3 protein-coding genes are annotated in these 19,359 nt (G+C 72.0%); 1 reads left to right on the forward strand and 2 read right to left on the reverse strand.

The genetic code is table 11. From position 1 onward, the window contains the following. The first annotated feature begins 117 nt into the window (after positions 1–117). The gene (locus QE397_RS02420) at positions 118–909 is read left to right on the forward strand and encodes an enoyl-CoA hydratase/isomerase family protein (RefSeq protein ID WP_307091430.1); all 792 of its coding nucleotides are present in this window, start codon (positions 118–120) and stop codon (positions 907–909) included. Here QE397_RS02420 and QE397_RS02425 read toward each other — a convergent pair whose 3' ends face one another. Beyond that, a complete protein-coding gene (locus QE397_RS02425; RefSeq protein WP_307091432.1) occupies positions 910–1,680 on the reverse strand; it encodes a tyrosine-protein phosphatase in 771 nt (256 codons plus the stop codon). It lies immediately after the preceding gene. Next, positions 1,673–19,294: an amino acid adenylation domain-containing protein gene (locus QE397_RS02430; protein ID WP_307091434.1), complete on the reverse strand. Its 17,622-nt coding sequence runs from the start codon at positions 19,292–19,294 to the stop codon at positions 1,673–1,675. The genes QE397_RS02425 and QE397_RS02430 overlap by 8 nt, the downstream gene beginning before the upstream one ends. Between the last annotated feature and the right edge of the window lie 65 nt (positions 19,295–19,359).

Below are 19,359 nucleotides of genomic sequence, written 5' to 3' on the forward strand. Positions count from 1 at the left end.
AGGCCGGAGGCCGGTCGGGGTAGGCGGGCAGGCCGGAGGCCGGTCGGGGTAGGCGGGCAGGGCGGAGGCCCGAGGCCGGAGAACGAGGATGTGTGCTCACCTGGCATGCTCCGATCCATGAGTGAGAAGCCCACCCGTCTCGAGCGCACCACCACCGACGCGGGCGCCGAGGTCGCGATCCTCACGTTCGCCCACGGCGCCCTGAACCTGTTCGACCAGGCGATGTTCGATGCCGTGACGGCCGACGTCGTCGAGCTGGTGGCCGCTCCTCCGCGTGCGCTGCTGCTGCGCGCGGAGGGCAAGGTGGTCTCGGGTGGGGTCGACGTGCACGTCTTCGAGGGGCTGTCGGAGGCCGAGGGAACGGCGTTGTGGGAGGGGCTCTTCGCGGCCATCGCCCACCCGCTCGAGGCGCTGCCCTGCCCGGTGGTGTTCGCCGCGCACGGTCTGACGTTGACGGCCGCGTTGGAGATCGCCCTGGCCTGCGACATCATCCTCGCGTCGCCGAAGGCGAAGTTCGGTCTGGTGGAGACGGTGGTGGGTCTGACTCCGTCGATGGGTGGTCCGCAGAGGATGGCGGAGCGTGCGGGCAGCGGCCGGGCGCGTGAGTTCGTCATGACGGGCGACCTGTACACGGCGGAGACGATGCGCGAATGGGGAGTCGTCAACCAGATCCACGAGGACGTGGACTCCGCCGCCAGGGCTCTCGTCGCACGGCTCGCGGACGGGCCGACGCGCGCCCATGCGGCCACGAAGGAGATCATCGGTGCGTGGCGCTCCGGCGGTGTGCGCCATGCGGATTCGGTGACGTCTGCGGTGTCGGGTGCCCTGTTCGAGACCGAGGATCTGCAGGGCGCGGTGCGCAGCTTCCTCGATGTGGGGCCCGGCAAGGCGACCTACACCGGGCGCTGATCAGCGCTGGGGGTCCACCAGCGCACGTCGCAGTCCCGTGAGGGCGTCGTGGTCGAGGCCGAGCCGGTCCAGGTAGCCGTCGAACGAGCCGTGCGCCGTGGTCATCGCATCGAGCCCGGCGCGGTAGTACTCCTCCCGCACGCCCAGCAGGTCGTCGTCGAGGTCGGCGGGGGCCACCTCGTCGTGATCGAGAATGTGGCGCCGGAGTGGAGCGACGGCGGCGTTGCTGCGCAGGTAGTCCGCGACGATGTCCTCCTCGACGACGCCGGCGGCGCGCAGCACGGTGGCGACGGTCCACCCCGCGCGGTCCTTGCCGGCGGCGCAGTGCACCAGCGACGAGGTACCGGACGACAGGGCCTCGACCACGGACCTGATCGCCACCCGCGCACCGGGCAGCGTCGGAAAGGCGCGGTAGGCGCCGTCGAGGTAGCCGCGGGCGGTGGTGGCGGGTACGCCGCGCTCGTGCGGCGCGTCGCGTTCCGCGGCGATGTAGGGGACGCGATGCACGGTGACCGTGTCCGGGGCCCGGTCCGAGCCCCACCGCGTCACCTCGGCGTCGCCGCGCAGGTCGAACACGTCGCTGACCCCGAGTCCGGCCAGCGTGGCCCGGCCCTCGTCGGAGAGGTGCGTGAGTGCCGACGCGCGGAAGAGAAGTCCGCTGCGGGTGCGTCCGCCGTCGGACGTGCGCAGGCCGCCGGTGTCGCGGAAGTTCCACGCGCCGTGCAGGTGGAACTGGCCGGGTTCGGAACCATCCGTGCTGCGTTCACTCACCCGTCGACAGTAACGACGCGGTCTCCACGCGTCCGAGCCACCGTCCCACCAGGGGACCGATGTCCGCCACGGCGTCGCTCGACAGCAGTTCGCCGTGTCGCCACGGTACCGACTCCACGTCGGCGGGTCCGGTGCAGTACTGCGACCAGAAGTCCGACATGCGGCCGAGTTCGACGGCGGTGACGTCGGAGTCGATCATCAGGACGGCGCCGCTGTAGGTCGGCGGCACGTGCTCGTCGACGAGGGCGAACAGGGTGAGCATCGCCTTGGTGATCAACCACGCCTGGATGTCCGAGACCGGTAGCTGGTCGCCGCCCATCGCCGACCACACCGACCACAGCGCGTCCGGCGTCATGTCCGCCAGGTCGTCGGTCAGGTGCTGGTACGCGCCGAACATGGCGTCCGCCTGCGCCTTCTTGACCGCACTGCCCGGCACGATGCTGTGCACCGGGTCGAGCAGCGACAGCGACGCGACGGTGTGGCCCTGCGATTGCATCCGGGCCGCGACGGCATGGGCCAGCACACCGCCGACCGACCATCCGACGAGGTGGTACGGGCCGACGGGATCCACGCGACGGATCTCCTCGAGGTAGCGCTCGACGACGTCGTCCATCGACCGTGGTGCGAAGTCGGGGTCCGCCACCGCCGGCGTCTGCACGCCGTACAGGGGGCGGCCGCTCTCGAGGTGGCGGCCGAGCTCGAAGTACGGCCAGGCCAGCCCCATCATCGGGTGGATGCAGAACACCGGGGCGAGCTCGTCTCCGCCGCCCAGTCGGAGAACGGGACCGACTGCGTCGGACGAGGCGATCGACTCGTCGTCGTCCTCGCGGTCGAGATGCTCGGCGACGGCGCCGACGGTGCCGTGCGAGAACAGGAGTCGGAGCACGCGGTCGACCCCGGCGGCACGACCGAGGTGTGCGGCCACCCTGGTCGCGGTCAGCGAGGTCCCGCCGAGGGCGAAGAAGTCGTCGTCGAGTCCGACGTCGCCGACGCCCAGCACGAGGGCGAAGGCGTCGGCGACCATGTGTTCCGTCGAGGTCGTCGGCGCGCGGTACACCGTCGGTGCGAACGTCGGTGCGGGAAGGGCCGCCCGATCCACCTTGCCCGCGGTGGTGCGCGGTACCGCGTCCAGAGCGATGACGCGCGACGGCACCATGTACTGCGGAACCCGTTCCGCCACCGCCTCTCTGACAGAAGCGACGTCGATCCCGTCGCCGGCGACGTACGCGACGAGATGATCCGATCCGGTTCCGGCGTCGCGGTGAAGGAGGACCACCGCCTGCGTCACCGCGGGATGGGCGAGGGCGGCGTTCTCGATCTCGCCCGGCTCGATGCGCAGTCCGCGGAGCTTGATCTGGAAGTCGCTACGTCCCAGATACGCCAGCTCTCCGGCCGAGTTCCACCGCACCAGGTCGCCGGTGCGGTACAGGCGCGCGCCCGGCGGTCCGTACGGCGCGGCGACGAACCGGCTCGCCGTCAGCCCGGTCTGCCCGACGTACCCGCGGGCGAGATGTGGTCCGGACAGGTACAACTCACCGACGGCGCCGAGAGGAACTGGCCGCAGGCGGCCGTCGAGCACCACCGCGTCGACACCGCGGACCGGTGTGCCGATGCCGACGGGGCGGTCCGGCGTGATCGGTCCGTGCGCGGTGGCCCAGACGGTCGTCTCGGTGGGGCCGTAGTCGTCGTACATCTCGCGTCCGGCGGACCACGTCGCCGCGAGGTGATCCGGGAGGGCCTCGCCGCCCACGACGAGGACGCGCACGCAGTCGAGGCCGGCGGGGTCCAGGGAGTCGAGCACCCGGGGCGTGATGATCGTGTGCGTGACCCTCTCGTGGCGAATCAGCGCGCCGACCTCGTCGCCGCTGTGCACGTGCGCCGGCGCGAGAACGAGAGTGCCGCAGTGCGCCAGTGCCATCAGCATCTCGGCGATCGAGGCGTCGAAGGTCGGTGAGGCCACCGCGAGTACACGCACGTCCGGCACGTCGCCGCGCCGGGAACGTTGGTCAGCCAGCGCATCCGCCAGGCCCGCGTGGGTCACGGCGACGCCCTTGGGTCGGCCCGTGGAGCCGGAGGTGTAGATGACGTACGCGATCGAGCTCGGATGCAGCCCCGGACGACGCTCCGACGCGAGCACCGTGTGGGACGGGTGACGGTCGAGCGCCGACACGACGTCCGGATCGTCGAGCACGATGCGCGGAATCCACCGCGCGGCGGTCGAATTGGCCTGCTGGGACCGGGAGTCCGTGATCACGACGACGGCGCCGGAGTCCTGGAGGATGTGCGCAATTCGGTCGGCGGGTTGCGCGGGATCGACCGACAGGAACGCGGCCCCGGCCGCGGCGACGGCCCACACGGACAGGACATGGTCGATCGAGCGCGGCATCGCCAGCGCGACCACGACGTCGGGTCCTGCGCCGCATGCGATGAGTTCCCGCGCGAGACGATTCGCGCGCGCGGACAGGTCCGCGTAGCTCAGGTCGATGCCGTTCGCCCGCAGGGCGATCGCGCCGGGACGGGCCGCTACCGCGTCGGCCACGAGGTGGTCGAGAGTCCGGGCCGCCAGCGCGGGGGCACCGCTGCGGGGACGCATCGCGGCACGCTCCGAGGGCTCCACCGTTTCGAGGTCCCCGATCCTGACCGAGGTGTCGCGTGTCATCGACCGCAGTGTCCACACCAGTCTGCGCGAGACCCGCTCGATGGTGCTCCGGTCGAACAGATCGGTCGCGTAGGACAGCTCGATCAGCAGGCGCCCCTGGTCCTCGCGCAGCGTCACGGCGAGATCGAACTGCACGGGAGCGCCGCCGAGATCGAGCACCTCGACTGCCGGTGTGGTGACGGGGAATCGCGGCGGCGCGGTGTTCTGCAGAGTCAGCATCACCTGCACCACAGGGTGACTCGCAGTGGAACGCACCGGGTCGAGGGCCGTCACCAGGGTCTCGAACGGCAGAGCGGCATGCGCGAAGGCGTCCAGCGTGGTCTCGCGCGCTGCGGCGAGGTGGTCCGCGACGGTGCCGTCCTCGTCGATCGTGGACCGCAGGACCACCGTGTCCACGAACATGCCGACCACGTCGTCGAGTGCCGGATCGGTGCGACCCGCGATGGCCGTCCCGACGAGGAGATCGCGGGTTCCCGCCCACTGGGCGAGCACGATCGACAGCGCGGTGTGCGCGACCATGAAGAGGGTGACGTCGTGGGCCTGCGCGACGGATCGGAGCGCGCCCAGCGCGTCCGCGTCGAGAACGGTCCGCACCCGATCGCCCTGCTGCGACGGGGTTCTCGGCCGGGCGCGATCGGTCGGCAGCGCGAGATCGAGGGGTACGCCGGCCAACCGCTCCCGCCAGTGATCGAGGTGTCGCGACAACGCGGAGCCGGGATCGTTCAGCGATCCCAACGCTGCGCGCTGCGCGAGGGCATGGTCGGCGTACTGCACGGGCAGCGGTGGTAGGTCGAGTGGCCGTCCCTCCGCGCGAGCGGCGTACGCCGTGACGACGTCGCGCGTGAGCGGCGCCATCGACCACCCGTCCGCGGCGATGTGGTGCACGAGGATCACCAGCACGTGATCGGTCGGCGACACGACGAGAAGAGTGGCGCGCAGCGGAGTCTCGGTGGTGACGTCGATGCGCGCCGCCGCGGCCGTGCGTACCGCCGCGGGGACGTCTGCGGCAGAGGTGCGCACGATCTCGACGGGAACGTCGACCGTGGGCGACACCACCTGGTGCGGCACGCCGTCGAGGGCGGGATGGACGGTGCGCAGGATCTCGTGCCGGAGGGTCACGTCGTCGAGGGCGGACCGGAGCGCGTCGACGTCCAGCGGACCGGTCAGCCTCAGCGCGAGCGGGATCAACTGTCCACCGCGGTCGGCGTCGACGCGGCCGAGGAACCACATCCGGTGCTGAGCGAAGGAGAGCGGCACCCTGTCCGGGCGCGGCGCCGCCGTCAGGGGAGTGCGCGCCGCGGTCGGCGCCGCGACCAGCACTGCGGCGAGCGCACCCACGGTGGGGTGGTCGAACACCGCGCGCACCGACACCTCGCGCTCCGTCGCTGCCGACACCCGCGCGGCCACCCGGGTCGCGGACAGCGAATGGCCACCGAGAGCGAAGAAGTCGTCGTCCGGCCCCGGCAGCTCCGGCAACTCGAGCACGGTGGCGAAGGCCTCGGCGACGGCGCGCTCGGCCGGGCCGACCGCCTCGCGACGCGGAACCGTCGCCACGGTCCCGGGAAGGCCGGAGGTCGGTCGGCGAGGGGCCGACGGGAGTGCGCGACGGTCGAGCTTGCCCGACGCCGTCAACGGGATCGCGTCCACGGTGACGATGTGCGCGGGCACCATGTACCGCGGCAGGCGGCGCGCGGCGTCGTGTCGGAGGTCGGCGGGGTCGACGGCACTCGTGCCGGACGGCACCACGTACGCGACGAGGTGGTCGTCCTGCACCAGCACCGCGGCACGGTCGACCGACGGGTGCGAGGCGAGTGCCGCCTCGATCTCGCCGGGCTCGATGCGCAATCCGCGCAGTTTGACCTGGACGTCGGTGCGGCCCAGATACTCCAGATCTCCGCCGCTGGTCCAGCGCACGCGGTCGCCGGTGCGGTAGAGCCGCGCGCCCAGAGCCGCGGCGACGAACCGCTCGGCCGTCGCGGTGGGGCGGCCGACGTACCCGCGCGCGAGGTGGGTGCCGTCGAGGTAGAGCTCTCCGACCACCCCGATCGGCACCGGACGCAGGAACGTGTCGAGCACCCGCGCGCCGACCCCGCGGACGGGCCGCCCGATGGTCACGGCGTCGTCCGCCCGGAGCGGGCCGCTGCTCGTGGCCCAGACGGTGGTCTCGGTGGGACCGTAGTCGTTGAACAGGCGTCGACCGGGGGCCCACCGGGCGGCCAGTGCCGGTGGGCAGGCCTCACCGGCGGTGACCAGGACGTGGAGTGACGGAACGTCTTCGGGGATCAGCGAGTCGAGCACTCGCGGCGTGAGGAGAGCGTGGGTCACCGCCGACTCAGCCACGAGGCGACCCAGTGCCGGTCCGCCGAACACGTCTGGTGGAGCGACCACCAGGGGAGCGGACAGGGCCACGGCGATGAGCAGCTCGGCGATGGACGCGTCGAACGTGGGGGACGCGACCGCGAGCACACGTGCCTCCGCAGCCTCACGCAGTCGCTGGTCCGGCCGCGCAGCGCCGCGCAGTCGCTGGTCCCACAACGCGTCCACGAGGCCGCGGTGTGTGACGCCCACGCCCTTGGGGGTTCCGGTGGAGCCGGAGGTGTGGATGACGTACGCGAGGGTGTCGGGACGGATGGCACCGAGCCGGTCGGCGGGCGTCACGTCGGCCTCGGACTCCGCGCCCGTGTCGAGGACCGTCGGTGACACCGTGGCGAGACGTACCAGTGCGGCGGGAACCGTCACGGCGGTGACGGCGACTTTGGCGCCCGTCTCGGTGAGCATGTGCCGCAGTCGGTCCGGTGGCCCGTCGGGGTCGATCGGCAGGAACGCCGCGCCGGTCTTCACTACCGCCCACACCGCGGTGATCTGGTCCACCGAGCGCGGCAGCGCGACGGCGACGACGGTGTCGGGCGCGGCGCCGAGGGCGATCAATGCCCGCGCCCAGCGGTTGGAGCGGCGGTCCAGCTCGGTGTAGGTGAGCGTGCGCTCCCCGATCAGGGCGGGCCCGTCCGGGTTGCCGGCCACCGCGTCGGCCAGCAGACGAGGCAGCACGCGCGGTGGTAGTCCGGCGCTGCCGTGCTGGGAGAGCAACAGTGCCCGCTCCGACGGGTGCAGGATCTCGAGGGCGCCGATCCGGTCGAAGGGCCTGCGCGCCACCGCGTCGAGGACGCGGAGCAGGACGTCGACGATTCCGGCCGCGGTCCGCCGGTCGAAGAGGTCGACGGCGTAGGTCAGTGCGCCGCTCAGTCCGTCCCCGGTCTCCGTGAGATCCAGGGTCAGGTCCACCGGCGCGGCCACGGGAACCGAGTCCAGGACGTCGATCTCCAGTCCGGCGGCCACGAGAGTGGGCGGAGTCTGGTTCTGGAACGCGAACATGACCTGCACGACGGGATGGTGCGCGGTGGAGCGCACCGGATCGAGAGCGTCGACGATCAGCTCGAACGGCACGTCGGCGTGGTCGAGGGCCGCCACGGTGTCCTCGCGCACCTGATCGACCAGAGCCGCGACGGTATCGGTACCGGTGACGAACGCGCGGTGCACGACCGTGTCGACGAACATGCCGACCAGCTCGTCGAGATCCTCGTGACCGCGGCCTGCCACCGGTGTTCCGACGGCGATGTCCTCGCTTCCCGTCACGCGGGCGAGAGTGACGGCCCAGGCCGCCTGCAGGACCATGACGAGCGTCGCGTGGTGGGCGGTGGCGAGCGCACGCAGCGCCGCGGTCGTGGCGTCCGGCACCGTCACGCGTACACGCGCCCCGCGGTGCGAGGCCACCGGCGGCCGCGGTCGATCGGTCGGCAATGGCAGCACGTCCGGGAGACCGGCCAGGCGGTCCGTCCAGAACGCGACTCGACCACGGATGTCGTCCGCGTGATCCTGTTGCCACACGGCGTGATCCGCGTACTGCATGGGCAGGGGGTCGACAGTCCACTCTCGGCCGGACCGGCGCGCCGCGTAGGACGCCGTGAGATCGCGGGTGAGCGGCGCCAGGGACCAGCCGTCCGCGGCGATGTGGTGCAGCACGAGAAGCAGGACGTGATGCTCCTCGGTCACCGCCACGACGGAGGCGCGCAGCGGGAGATCCGTTGCCAGGTCGAACGGTGCCGACGCCATCCGGTCGAGGACGGCCTCCGGTGTCTCCGACTCCCGGTCGATCGCGATCCGCGCGTGATCGAGAACGTGTTGCCGCGGAACACCGTTCACGGCGGGGTAGACGGTGCGCAGTATCTCGTGGCGGTCGACCACGTCGGCGAGTGCGCCCTGTAGCGCGCCGTGGTCGAGGACACCGCGCAGCCCGAGTGCGAGCGGGATGACGTAGCCGCTGTCGCTGGAGACCGTGTTCAGGAACCACATGCGCTGTTGGGCGAACGACAGAGGCACCACGTCGGGGCGCGGCCGCGTCCGCCGCGGTGCGATCGCGCTCCGAGGCACGGCGTCGATCTGCGCGGCGAGTGCGTGCACGGTCGGTGCCTCGAACACGCTACGGACCGGAACCTGCAGTCGGGCAGCGACTCTGGTGGCACTGAGGGAGTGGCCACCGAGCGCGAAGAAGTCGTCGTCGAGTCCGACGGGGTCCGCGAGTTCCAGGACCGTCGCGAAGACGGCCGCGACGGCGACCTGCCCGGCGGTGGACGGAGCGCGGAACTCGGCCGTGTCGAGGGGCGGGCGGGGCAGCCGCGCGCGGTCGAGTTTGCCCGACGTCGTCATCGGCAGTGCGTCCATCACGACCACCGCGGCGGGAACCAGGTACCGCGGCAGTGCCGCCGCGGCTGCGGCCGACACCTCTGCCGCGTCGATGCTGTGCCCGTCGGCAGCGACCACGTAGCCGACGAGACGCTCGTCGATCACCCCGGCCGCGGCGGCGCCGACGCCCGCGGCGCCGACGAGCGCGGTCTCGACGTCCCCGAGCTCGATCCGCAGGCCGCGCACCGTGATCTGGTGATCGGACCGTCCGAGGTACAGCAGGTCGCCGACGGCGTTGCGGCGCATCAGGTCTCCGGTACGGTACGTCCGCTGTCCGTCGGGAGCCGCGACGAAGCGGGACGCGGTGAGTCCCGGCCTACCGAAGTACCCGCGTGCGAGATGGTCGCCTGCGACGTACAGCTCACCGACCACGCCGTCCGGAACCGCGTGCAGGCGGACGTCGCGAAGCGAGACCTCGACGCCGAGAGTCGGGGACCCGACGGTCACGGGATCCCCGGCGGCCAGGAGTGCCGTCGTCGACCAGATGGTCGCCTCGGTGGGTCCGTAGACGTTGGTCATCGTCCGGCCGGGTGCCCACGTGTCGACGAGACTCGGCGGGCACGCCTCGCCGGCGCTCATGACGACGCGGAGGTCACCGCCGGGATCGGGTGTCGCGTCCAGAGCGCGGGGTGTCATCAGCGTGTGGGTGACGCGGTGCCGCCGCATCAGGTCGCGGAGTTCGACACCGGCGTAGACCTCGGGAGGGGCGACGACGAGTGCGGCGTCCAGTGCGAGTGCGATGACCAGTTCGCCGACGGACGCATCGAACGTCGTCGACGACACAGCGAGCACCCGGGCATCGGATGCCGGTGCGTGCCGGGCCCGTTGGTCCTGGACGGCGTTGTGGAGTCCGCGGTGCGTGACGGCGACGCCCTTGGGCCGTCCGGTGGATCCCGAGGTGTAGAGGACGTAGGCGAGGTGGTCGGGTCGCAGAGTCGAGCGACGGTCGCGATCGGTGATCGCTGCGTCCGACAGCGCCGCGACCGCGGCGAGTGTGGCGGGATCGTCGACCGTGATCCGGACGACGTCTGTCGGGAACGGCGCCGCCGTGTCGGTGAGCACCAGCGTGGGCGCCGCCTCGGTCAGGATGTCCGCGAGCCGAGCCCTCGGCTGCTCGGGATCGATCGGGAGGAACGCGGCTCCCGCACGGCTGATCGCCGCGACGAGAACGAGGTACCGCGCCGACCTGGCGACGGCGACCGCGACGACGGTCTCGGGACCGGCACCGAGCGCGATCAGACGGCGCGCCCACCGGTTCGACGCTCGTGCCCACTCGTCCCGCGTGAGAACGGTGTCGCCCTCGATCACCGCGACTGCGGAGCCGTCCGCGTGGGCGTCGAGCAGGGCGGGGAGCGTCGTCGGGGTCGTGCGGGCGTCGGGATGCGTCCACGTGTCGGGCTCGTCCGCTCCGCGGATCGCGATGTCGCCCACTGCGATCTCCGAACCCGGGGCCGCCGCGCGCAGCACGTGCTCGAGGACGGACGAGAGGCATTCCGCGGTCGTGTGATCGAACAGGTCGCACGCGTAGGTGAGGACGACCGCGAGGCCGGCGCCGGCGGGGCGGACGTCGACGGTGAGGTCGAAGGTCGCGGGTGCCGGCCCGACGTCGAGCACCTCGATGTCGGGACTGCCCTGGAGCGGATCCACGTCCTGGAAGGCCAGCACGACTTGGAAGACCGGGTGATGCGCCGACGTGCGAGCCGCACCGAGGGTGTCGACCACGTGGTCGAACGGGACGTGCGCGCGCGCGAAGGCGTCCACCGTCTCGTCTCGGGTGCGGGAGAGCAGCTCGGCGAACGACTCCGACGGATCCACGCGGGTGCGCAGCACGACGGTGTCGACGAACAGGCCGACGAGGTCGTCGAGCGCAGGATCCGGTCGACCCGAGATCGGTGATCCCACCGCGATGTCCGTCGACCCGGTCCAGCGCGCGAGGGCGACGGCGAGGGCGGTGTGCACGACCATGAACACCGTGGCCCGGTGAGCGACGGCGAGCTCGCTCAGTGCGGCCACGGTCGCGTCGTCGAGATCGAGGCGCACCGCGGCGCTCGCCCGGCCGGGCCGCTCCGGGCGCGGTCGGTCGAGCGGCATGTCGAGGACGTCGGGCAGTCCGGAGAGACGGCGCTCCCACCATGCCGCCGCGTCGGAGTCGACGCCCTGTTCCGTCTGCCGCACAGCGACGTCGGCGTACTGCACCGGCAGCGGCGACTGTGCCGGTACCCGTTCCGAGCGATGGGACTGATACGCCGACAGCAGGTCTCGCGTGAGAGGGGCGAGAGACAGACCGTCCGCCGCGATGTGGTGCACGGTCAGCAGCAGGACGTGCTCGTCGTCGGCGAGGCGCAGCACCTCGGCCCGCAGAGGTGGTTCGGTGGCCAGGTCGAACCGCGTGGTCCGGGCATCCGAGAGTCGCTCCGCCAGTGCGTCGGGTGTGACGGCGGTGACCGTGAGGGTGGTCGGTGCCGGGGGCGGCAGCACGACCTGGTGCACGACACCGTCCGCATCGGCGTAGACGGTACGGAGGATCTCGTGGCGAGTCATGACGTGACCGATCGCGGACGACAGCGCGCCGAGATCCAGGTCGCCGAGGACGCGCAACGCCAGCGGCATGACGTAGGACCCCGGTTCGTACCGGTCGAGGAACCACATCCGGTGTTGGGCGTGCGTGAGCGGGATGCGGTCGGGACGCGCAGCGTGGAACCCGTGGTCGGTGTACGCGTCTCCCGCATCGACGGCGGCAGCCAGCCCCGCGATGGTCGGGACGTCGAAGAGCGTGCGGAGCGTCAGGTCGCGTCCGGTCGCCGACCGGATGCGCGCGACGACCCGCGCCGCGCTGAGGGAGGTGGCGCCGAGCGCGAAGACGTCGTCGTCGGCACCCACCGGAGCGGACGTCTGCAGGACGGCCTCCACGATGTCCGCGACGACACGCTGGGTCGGTGTGAAGGGAGTGCGGTGGACCTGGCCGCGGCGCGCGGGTGCGGGCAGCGCGCGCTTGTCGACCTTGCCCGACGCGGTGAGGGGAATGGTTTCGATCTCCACGATGTCGTCGGGAACCAGATGGCGCGGAAGCGACGAGCGCAGCGACTGCAGCAGCGCCTCCGTGACGGCTGAACGGCCCCGTGTCGGAACGACGTACGCGACCAGTCGGTCTCCGACGACCGTTGCCACCGCGCGGTCGATCAGGCCCGACCGCGTCAGCACGGCCTCGATCTCCGCCGGCTCGACGCGCACGCCGCGCACGGACAGCTGGTCGTCACTCCGGCCGAGGAAGTGCAGGTCGCCGGCGGCGGACCAGCGGACACGATCGCCGGTCCGGTAGAGACGAGATCCGTCCGGTCCGGCGACGAACCGCTCCGCGGTCAACGCGGTGCGATGCGCGTAGCCGCGGGCGAGTTGCGCACCACCGAGATACAGCTCGCCCGGGACGTCGATGGGAACGGGGCGCAGGGCGTCGTCCAGCACGAGGGTCGTCGTGTTCCACACCGGCCCCCCGAGGGGGACGTCCGTCGTGTCGGCGTCGGTCACGACGTGGGCGGTGACGTCCACCGCCGCTTCGGTCGGCCCGTACAGGTTCACCACTCGTACGGGGAGCACGGCGCGGACGGCGGCGGCGACCCCCGCGGGCAGTGCCTCGCCCGACGACAGGATCGTGCGCAGCGACGTGCAGGCGGCGAGGCCCGGTGCGTCCGCCATGAGCGCCAGCGTCGACGGGACGGCGTGCACCACGGTGACGCGGTGCCGTGCGATCAGTTCCACCAGCAGATCGGCGTCGCGGTGGTCGTCCGGATCCGCGACGACGACCCGGGCACCGATCTGCCACGGCAGGAACAGCTCCCACACCGAGACGTCGAAGGTGGCGGGTGTCTTGTGGAGCACGACGTCGTCCGCGGTGACACCGACGAACTCGGCGCGCCAACGCAGTTGGTTCACGATCGCGGCGTGCGACACCCCGACACCCTTGGGCTGCCCGGTGGAGCCGGACGTGAAGAGCACGTAGGCGAGGTGGTCCGGGCGCAGGGGTGCGAGGCGATCGTCGTCGGTGAGGGGTGTGTCGGAGAAGGACCCGAGGGGCGCATCGCTGATCGTGATCCACTCGACGTCCTCGGGAAGCGTTGCCGCACTCCCGATACCGAGCCGCGCACCCGACATGGTCACTGCGTGTCGGAGCCTCTCCGCGGGATGGCCGGGATCGAGCGGGACGTAGTGCGCGCCGGTGGCCACGACGGCGTGCACGGCGACGAGCAGATCGATCGACCGCTCGAGCGCCACCGCGACGGCCGTCTCCGGTCCGGCGCCGCGGCTGATCAGGTACCGGGCGAGGCGGTGGACGCGAGCCGAGAACTCGGCTCGGGTGACGTGTCGATCGCCGTGAGTGAAGGCCACACGGGACGGATCCAGAGCCGGCACGGCGCCCGGGAGTGTGGTGGGGACGAGGGGGTGCCGGGTGGAGTTCCACGTCTCGGTGACGAGGGTGCGCTCCGTCGCCCCGAGCAGGTCGATCTCGGCGAGCACACGCGAGGGGTCGAGTGCCTCGAGCACCCGCAGGAGTCGGTCCAGCAGTCGGTCCACGGCGTCGGTGTCGAGGACGTCGCGGCGGTGCGTCGCGCGCACGACGAGGCTCTCTCCCGGTTCGACCGCCAGGGACAGCGGGTAGTGCGTCGCGTCCCGCGCCTCGACGCCGAGAACGGAGAGGTCACCCGCCGCCGCGGTCAGAGCGGTGCGATCCAGTGGATACGACTCGAAGGCGAGCGACGTGTCGAATCCGGCGCCCGGCCCGACCTCCGCCTCGATGGCGGACGGAGCGAGGTGATGATGATCGAGCAGCGCGGCCTGCTCACGCTGCAGTCGCTGAGCCGACTCCCGCACCGTCGCTGCGCGTTCGAGGCGCACGCGAACCGGAACGGTGGAGATGAAGAGCCCCACCATGGATGCGGAACCGTCCAGCTCGGCCGGTCGGCCCGAGACGGTGGCTCCGAAGACGATGTCGGTACGGCCCGCCGCGGAGCCCAGTACGAGTGCCCACGCGAGTTGCACGAGGGTGTTGACCGTGACCCCCGCGGCGCCGGCGCGCGCCACGAGTTCGGCGGTGCGCTCGGTGCTCAGGGTCGCGATGCGCTGTCCGGGTGCCTCGTCGATTCCGGAACCGTGCGCGGGAGCGAGCAGCGTCGCCTCGGTCGACCCGGTCAGGGCCTCCGACCATGCCGCGAGCGAGGCCGTGGTGTCGCGTTCGCTCACCCACTGCAGGAAGCCGCGGAGCGGAGGCGGCGCGCGCCGGGGTTCCTCGCCGGAGTAGTCGGCCAGGAGGTCGGCGAGGACGATCGGCAGGGACCAGCCGTCGAGGAGCAGATGGTGATGGGTGAGCACCAGGGTGTGCCGCTCGTCCCCGGTGTGCAGCAGAGCGACGCGCAGCAGCGGTGCGGCGGCCACGTCGACGGCGACGCCGCGATCGTGCGCGAGGAAGGCGTCGAGCACGGCGGCAGGGTCGGGATCGGCCCGGACGTCCACCTCCGTCCACGGCACCGTGACGGAGGCCGCGATCACCTGGACGTCCGTCCCGTCGGCGGTGGTGTCGAAGGCGACCCGCAGCGCGTCGTGACGGTCCACCAGCGAGTACGCGGCCCGCTGCAGACGGCCGGCATCGAGCGCTCCACCGAGGTGCACGATCGTCTGCACCACATAGGGATCGACGCTCCCGGCGGCGAGACGGGCATGCACCAGCAGGCCCGCCTGCAGTGGCGCGGTGGGCAGGACGTCGATCAGCGTGGGATGACGCCCGGTCCACCCGTCGACATCGGATGGTGTCGCATCGACCAGCGGGAAGTCCGACGGTGACCGCCCGCCGGCGCCGGGGGTGTCGACGTGGCGCGCGACGGCCGTCGCCGCCTCGACCCACAGCGAGACGAAGGCCGCGACGTCCGCGTCCGCCAGGACGGCGTCGAGCGTGCTCAGTCGTGCGATCAGGGTGTCCCCGAGGACGACGGTGTCGATCTCGAGCACGGCGGCCGCACCCAGGTCGTCGGGCCGTGGTCCCGACAGCGGGGAGATGCCGGGAACCGGGAGCCAGTCACCGGTGTCCGTCGTCGTCATCCTGCCGAGGTGCGCGAACGAGATCTGCGGTGCCCAGCGCAGATCGTCGCGCGCGTCGTCGTCGGCCCCGTGCCGCAGCAGCCCGTAGCTCGCACCGTGGTCGGGAACTCGTGCGAGGTGGTCCTTGACCCGCAGGATCGTCTCGCCCGCAGCAGGTCCGCCGCGCAGCGCCTCGGCGAGGTCGAGACCCGTGAGGTCCAGTCGTACGGGGAACACCGTGGTGAACCAGCCGACGGTGCGCGCGGTGTCGGCGCCGGGAACCAGGTCGTCCTCCCGTCCGTGTCCCTCGAGTTGGACGAGCCTCGTCGGTGCGTCGTCCTGTCGCCAGGCGGCCAGCGCGAGGGCGAGCGCGGCGAGGAGCGCGTCGGTCGGTCCGGCGTGGAACAGGGTGGGCGCGCGGACCAGTAGTGCGTCGGCGATCTCTGCTGGAAAGGCGACGTCCCGGACCGTCGTGTCCCGTACCCGATCGACGACGGGGTCGAGGAGTCGTTGTCCGAGAACGGGATCCGGGCCGTCCAGAACGCCGGTCCAGTACGGCAGCCGCGCGCTCGCGTCGTGCGCTGCGAGACCGGACGACCAGCGCCGCATCGACGTGCGGACGGGGGCGAGAGTCGGTGCGGCCCCGTCGCGCACCGCGGCCCACGCCGCGACGAGATCGGCGACGAGGACGCCCCACGACACCACGTCCACCACCAGGTGGTGCGCCGCGATCACGAGTCGTCCCGCCGTGTGCTCGCCGACGCCGTTCCAGCCGAGTCCGAGCATCACGCCGTTCTCGGGATCGAGTGTCGCGACGATGTCCTCCACCGCGAGATCGGCGCCGCGGCGCAGCAGTCCGTCGACCCGGACGGCATCCCGCGGGCGCACCTCGAGGTGTACGCCGTCCGCGTCGCGGACGAGCACGGAGCGCAGCATGTCGTGGTGCGCGACCACGGCCTCGATCGTGGACACCAGGGATGCGCGGTCGATGCCGACCGGGAGCGAGAGCGTGAGGGTCTGAGCGAACCGATCCGGTGTTCCGCCGCGCTCCAGTAGGTGGCGCACGATGGGTGTCGGGTCGACGCGGCCGATGCCGCTGCCGGGTGGCTCGTCGACGGTGCCGACCGTGTCCGCCACGCGCGCGAGCCCGGCGGCACTGCGTTGTTCCACGACGTCACGAGCGCTGATCCGCACGCCCGACGCCGCCGCGACGGTGACCAGTCGGATCGAGAGGATGCTGTCACCGCCGAGCGCGAAGAAGTCGTCGTCGACCCCGACATCGTTGCGGGACAGCACGTGTGACACCGCGTCGAGCAGCCGCCGCTCGACGTCGGAGGCGGGTTCACGGCGGGTCGTGGTCCGGCGCTCCGGCTCGGGGAGTGCGCGGACGTCCACCTTGCCGGAGGCGCTCAGCGGGAGCGCGTCCAGCGGCACCACGTGCACCGGGACGAGGTGGCTCGGCAGCGTCCGGACGACGGCGGCGAGAACGTCCGTGGGGTCGGCGTCACCGGTCACGTACGAGACCAGCTGCTCGCTGTCGCCGTCACGGCGGACCACTGTGACGGCCTGCGTCACACCGGGAACCGCGACGAGGGCCGTGTCGATCTCGCCGGGTTCGACGCGGCGTCCTCGTACCTTGACCTGACTGTCTGTGCGCCCCAGATACTCCAGGTCACCGGACGACGTCCACCGTGCGCGGTCACCCGTGCGGTACAGCCGCGTTCCGTCGACCCCGGCCACGAAGCGCGCCGCGGTCTCCGCCGACCGTCCGACGTACCCGCGGGCCAGGCCGGCTCCGGCGAGGTGCAGCTCACCCGGAACTCCGACCGGGACGGGGCGCAGGCGGGAGTCGAGCACCACGGCGCGCACTCCGGGCAGGGGACGCCCGATGGTGACGGTTCCGGCCTCCGTCAGCGGCGCGGTCCCGGTGGCCCACACCGTGGCTTCGGTGGGTCCGTAGTCGTTGTGCAGCAGGAGGTCCGGTGACGTCGACCACCGGGACGCCAGCGCGGGAGAGCACACGTCGCCGACGCTGAGGACCTGTCGCAGCGACGGAGCTTCGGTCGGGGACAGTGTCTCGAGCACCCGCGGAGTCAGGATCGCGTGGGTGATCGATTCTCGTCGCAGCAGATCCTGCAGAGGTGCACCGGAGTACGCGTCGGAATCGGCGACGACGAGGCAGCCGGACAGTGCGAGGGCGAGAAGGTGTTCCGAGATCGACGCGTCGAAGGTCGGAGCCGCGACGGCGAGGACGCGACTGCCCCCGACCTCCGGAACCCGTGTCTCCGCACCGCGTGCGCGGTGGCCGGCCACGACACCGTGCAGTCCGGCGTGGGTGATGGCGACGCCCTTCGGACGGCCGGTGGAGCCGGAGGTGTACATGACGTAGGCGAGGTCGGTGATCGCCGGCCGCTCCCTCGTCAGCGGCTCCGGTGCGACGTCCGTGACGGACATCCCGGTCGTTCCGCTCGGCAGATCGACGGGATGTCGATCCGTCGTGACGACGAGGGTCACCCCGGATTCGGCCAGCACGGCGGCGAGCCGCTCGACGGGGTCCGCGGGGTCGACCGGGAGGAACGCGGCACCGGTGCGCACGACGGCCCAGAGCGCGATCACCTGGTCGACGGACCGCGGAAGTGCCAGCGCCACCACGGTTCCCGGAGTCGCCCCCGCATCGCGGAGAGTGCGGGCGAGGCGCCCGGAGGCGTCGTCGAGTTCGCCGTACGTGAGCGTGGCCGTTCCGCCGCGCACGGCCGGCGCCGCCGGGTCGCTGCGCACGACCGCCGCCATGAGGTCCCCCAGCGTCGTCGCCGTCGGTGCCGGCCCGCCCGACCGGTCGAGCAGATCGGACGCCTCGCCGTCGTCCAGGAACGCGAGATCGCCCACGGTGGTGTGGTCGTCCGCCGCGACGATGCCGCCGAGTAGTCGCGTCAGCCGCACGCCGTGCCGGTCGATGTCGAAGGCGTCGTAGCGCTCCGGGTTCCACTGGATGTCCAGCGTCAGTGTGTCGCCGGTGTAGATGTTGATCGCGGTGTCGTGGACGGGCCCCGACGACAGGATCCCGACTGGAGCCGAGATGTCGTCGAACTGCAACGGGGCGACGAACGGCATGATGTTCACTACGGGGCCGAAGGAGACTCCGAACGGCCGCACCTCCGGTGCCAGAAGCTGATCCCAGTCCCGGAAGCGTTGGTGCCGAAGCGCTCCGGTGATCTCCCGCCGTACCTGTACGAGCAGTTCTCGCACCGTCGTGGTCGCGTCGACCGTCAGCCGCAGCGGCACCAGATTGGCCATCATCCCGGCCGTCGCCCGCAGAGCGGCGGTGGTGCGTCCGGTGACGGGGAAGCCGAGGACCACGACGTCGGTGTCGAGCACCCGCGACTGATGCACGGCGAGAGCGGCGACGACGGCGAGCGGGTCGGCTGCGGTTCCCCTCGGCTGGGTCCACGGCAGGCGCGTCGCGACGGGTTGCCGGGGTGCGCTCGGGGGTGCCGCCGACAGGGCCGTGGGGCCGCCGACGTCGGCGAGGTGCTCGCGCCAGTGGGCGAGGTCGGTGTCGTGGCGACGTGACGCGGCGTAGGCGACCTCCGCATCGTGAATGCGGGCGGCGGTGTCGGGCGTCGGCGCCGGTCCCGGAGCCGACGTTCCCGAGTAGTGGCCGGCGATACGTCCGAGGAGGGTGAAGGCGCCCTGACCGTCGAGCACCACGTGGTGCGCCCGCAGATACAGGAACGTGCGGTGATCGTCGAGTCGGAGGAACACGCATCGAACCAGCACGGTTCCGTGGAGATCGACGGGCTCCCGGAACTCGGCGCGCATCCACGCGTGAGCGGACGCCTCGGGGTCGGCGTCGCCGCGCAGGTCGAGCACGTCGAGGTTCATGACGGCGTCCTCGACGTGGATCAGACACGGCTCGTCGTTCTCTCCCTGCGCGAGGCGGGTCTGCCGCAGGCCGGACTCGGTTCCCGCGGCGTACATCGCCCGTTCCAACCGAACGAGGTCGACACCGGAGCCGACCGGAGCGGAGATGTCGACGTACAGGGCGACGGTGAGTGCCGCGTCGGGATCGAGGCGCTGGGCCAGCCAGAACGGCCGTTGCGCACCCGTCAGCGGAACCCGGGCGGGGCCGCCGTCCGGTTCGGGGGACACGACCGCCCCCTCGTTCCGGTCGTCTCCCACAGGACGAAACCTATCCGCGGGAATTGCCCGTTCGG

Origin of the sequence: Rhodococcus sp. SORGH_AS_0301, from assembly GCF_030818285.1 — a bacterium.
GTDB lineage: Bacteria > Actinomycetota > Actinomycetes > Mycobacteriales > Mycobacteriaceae > Rhodococcoides.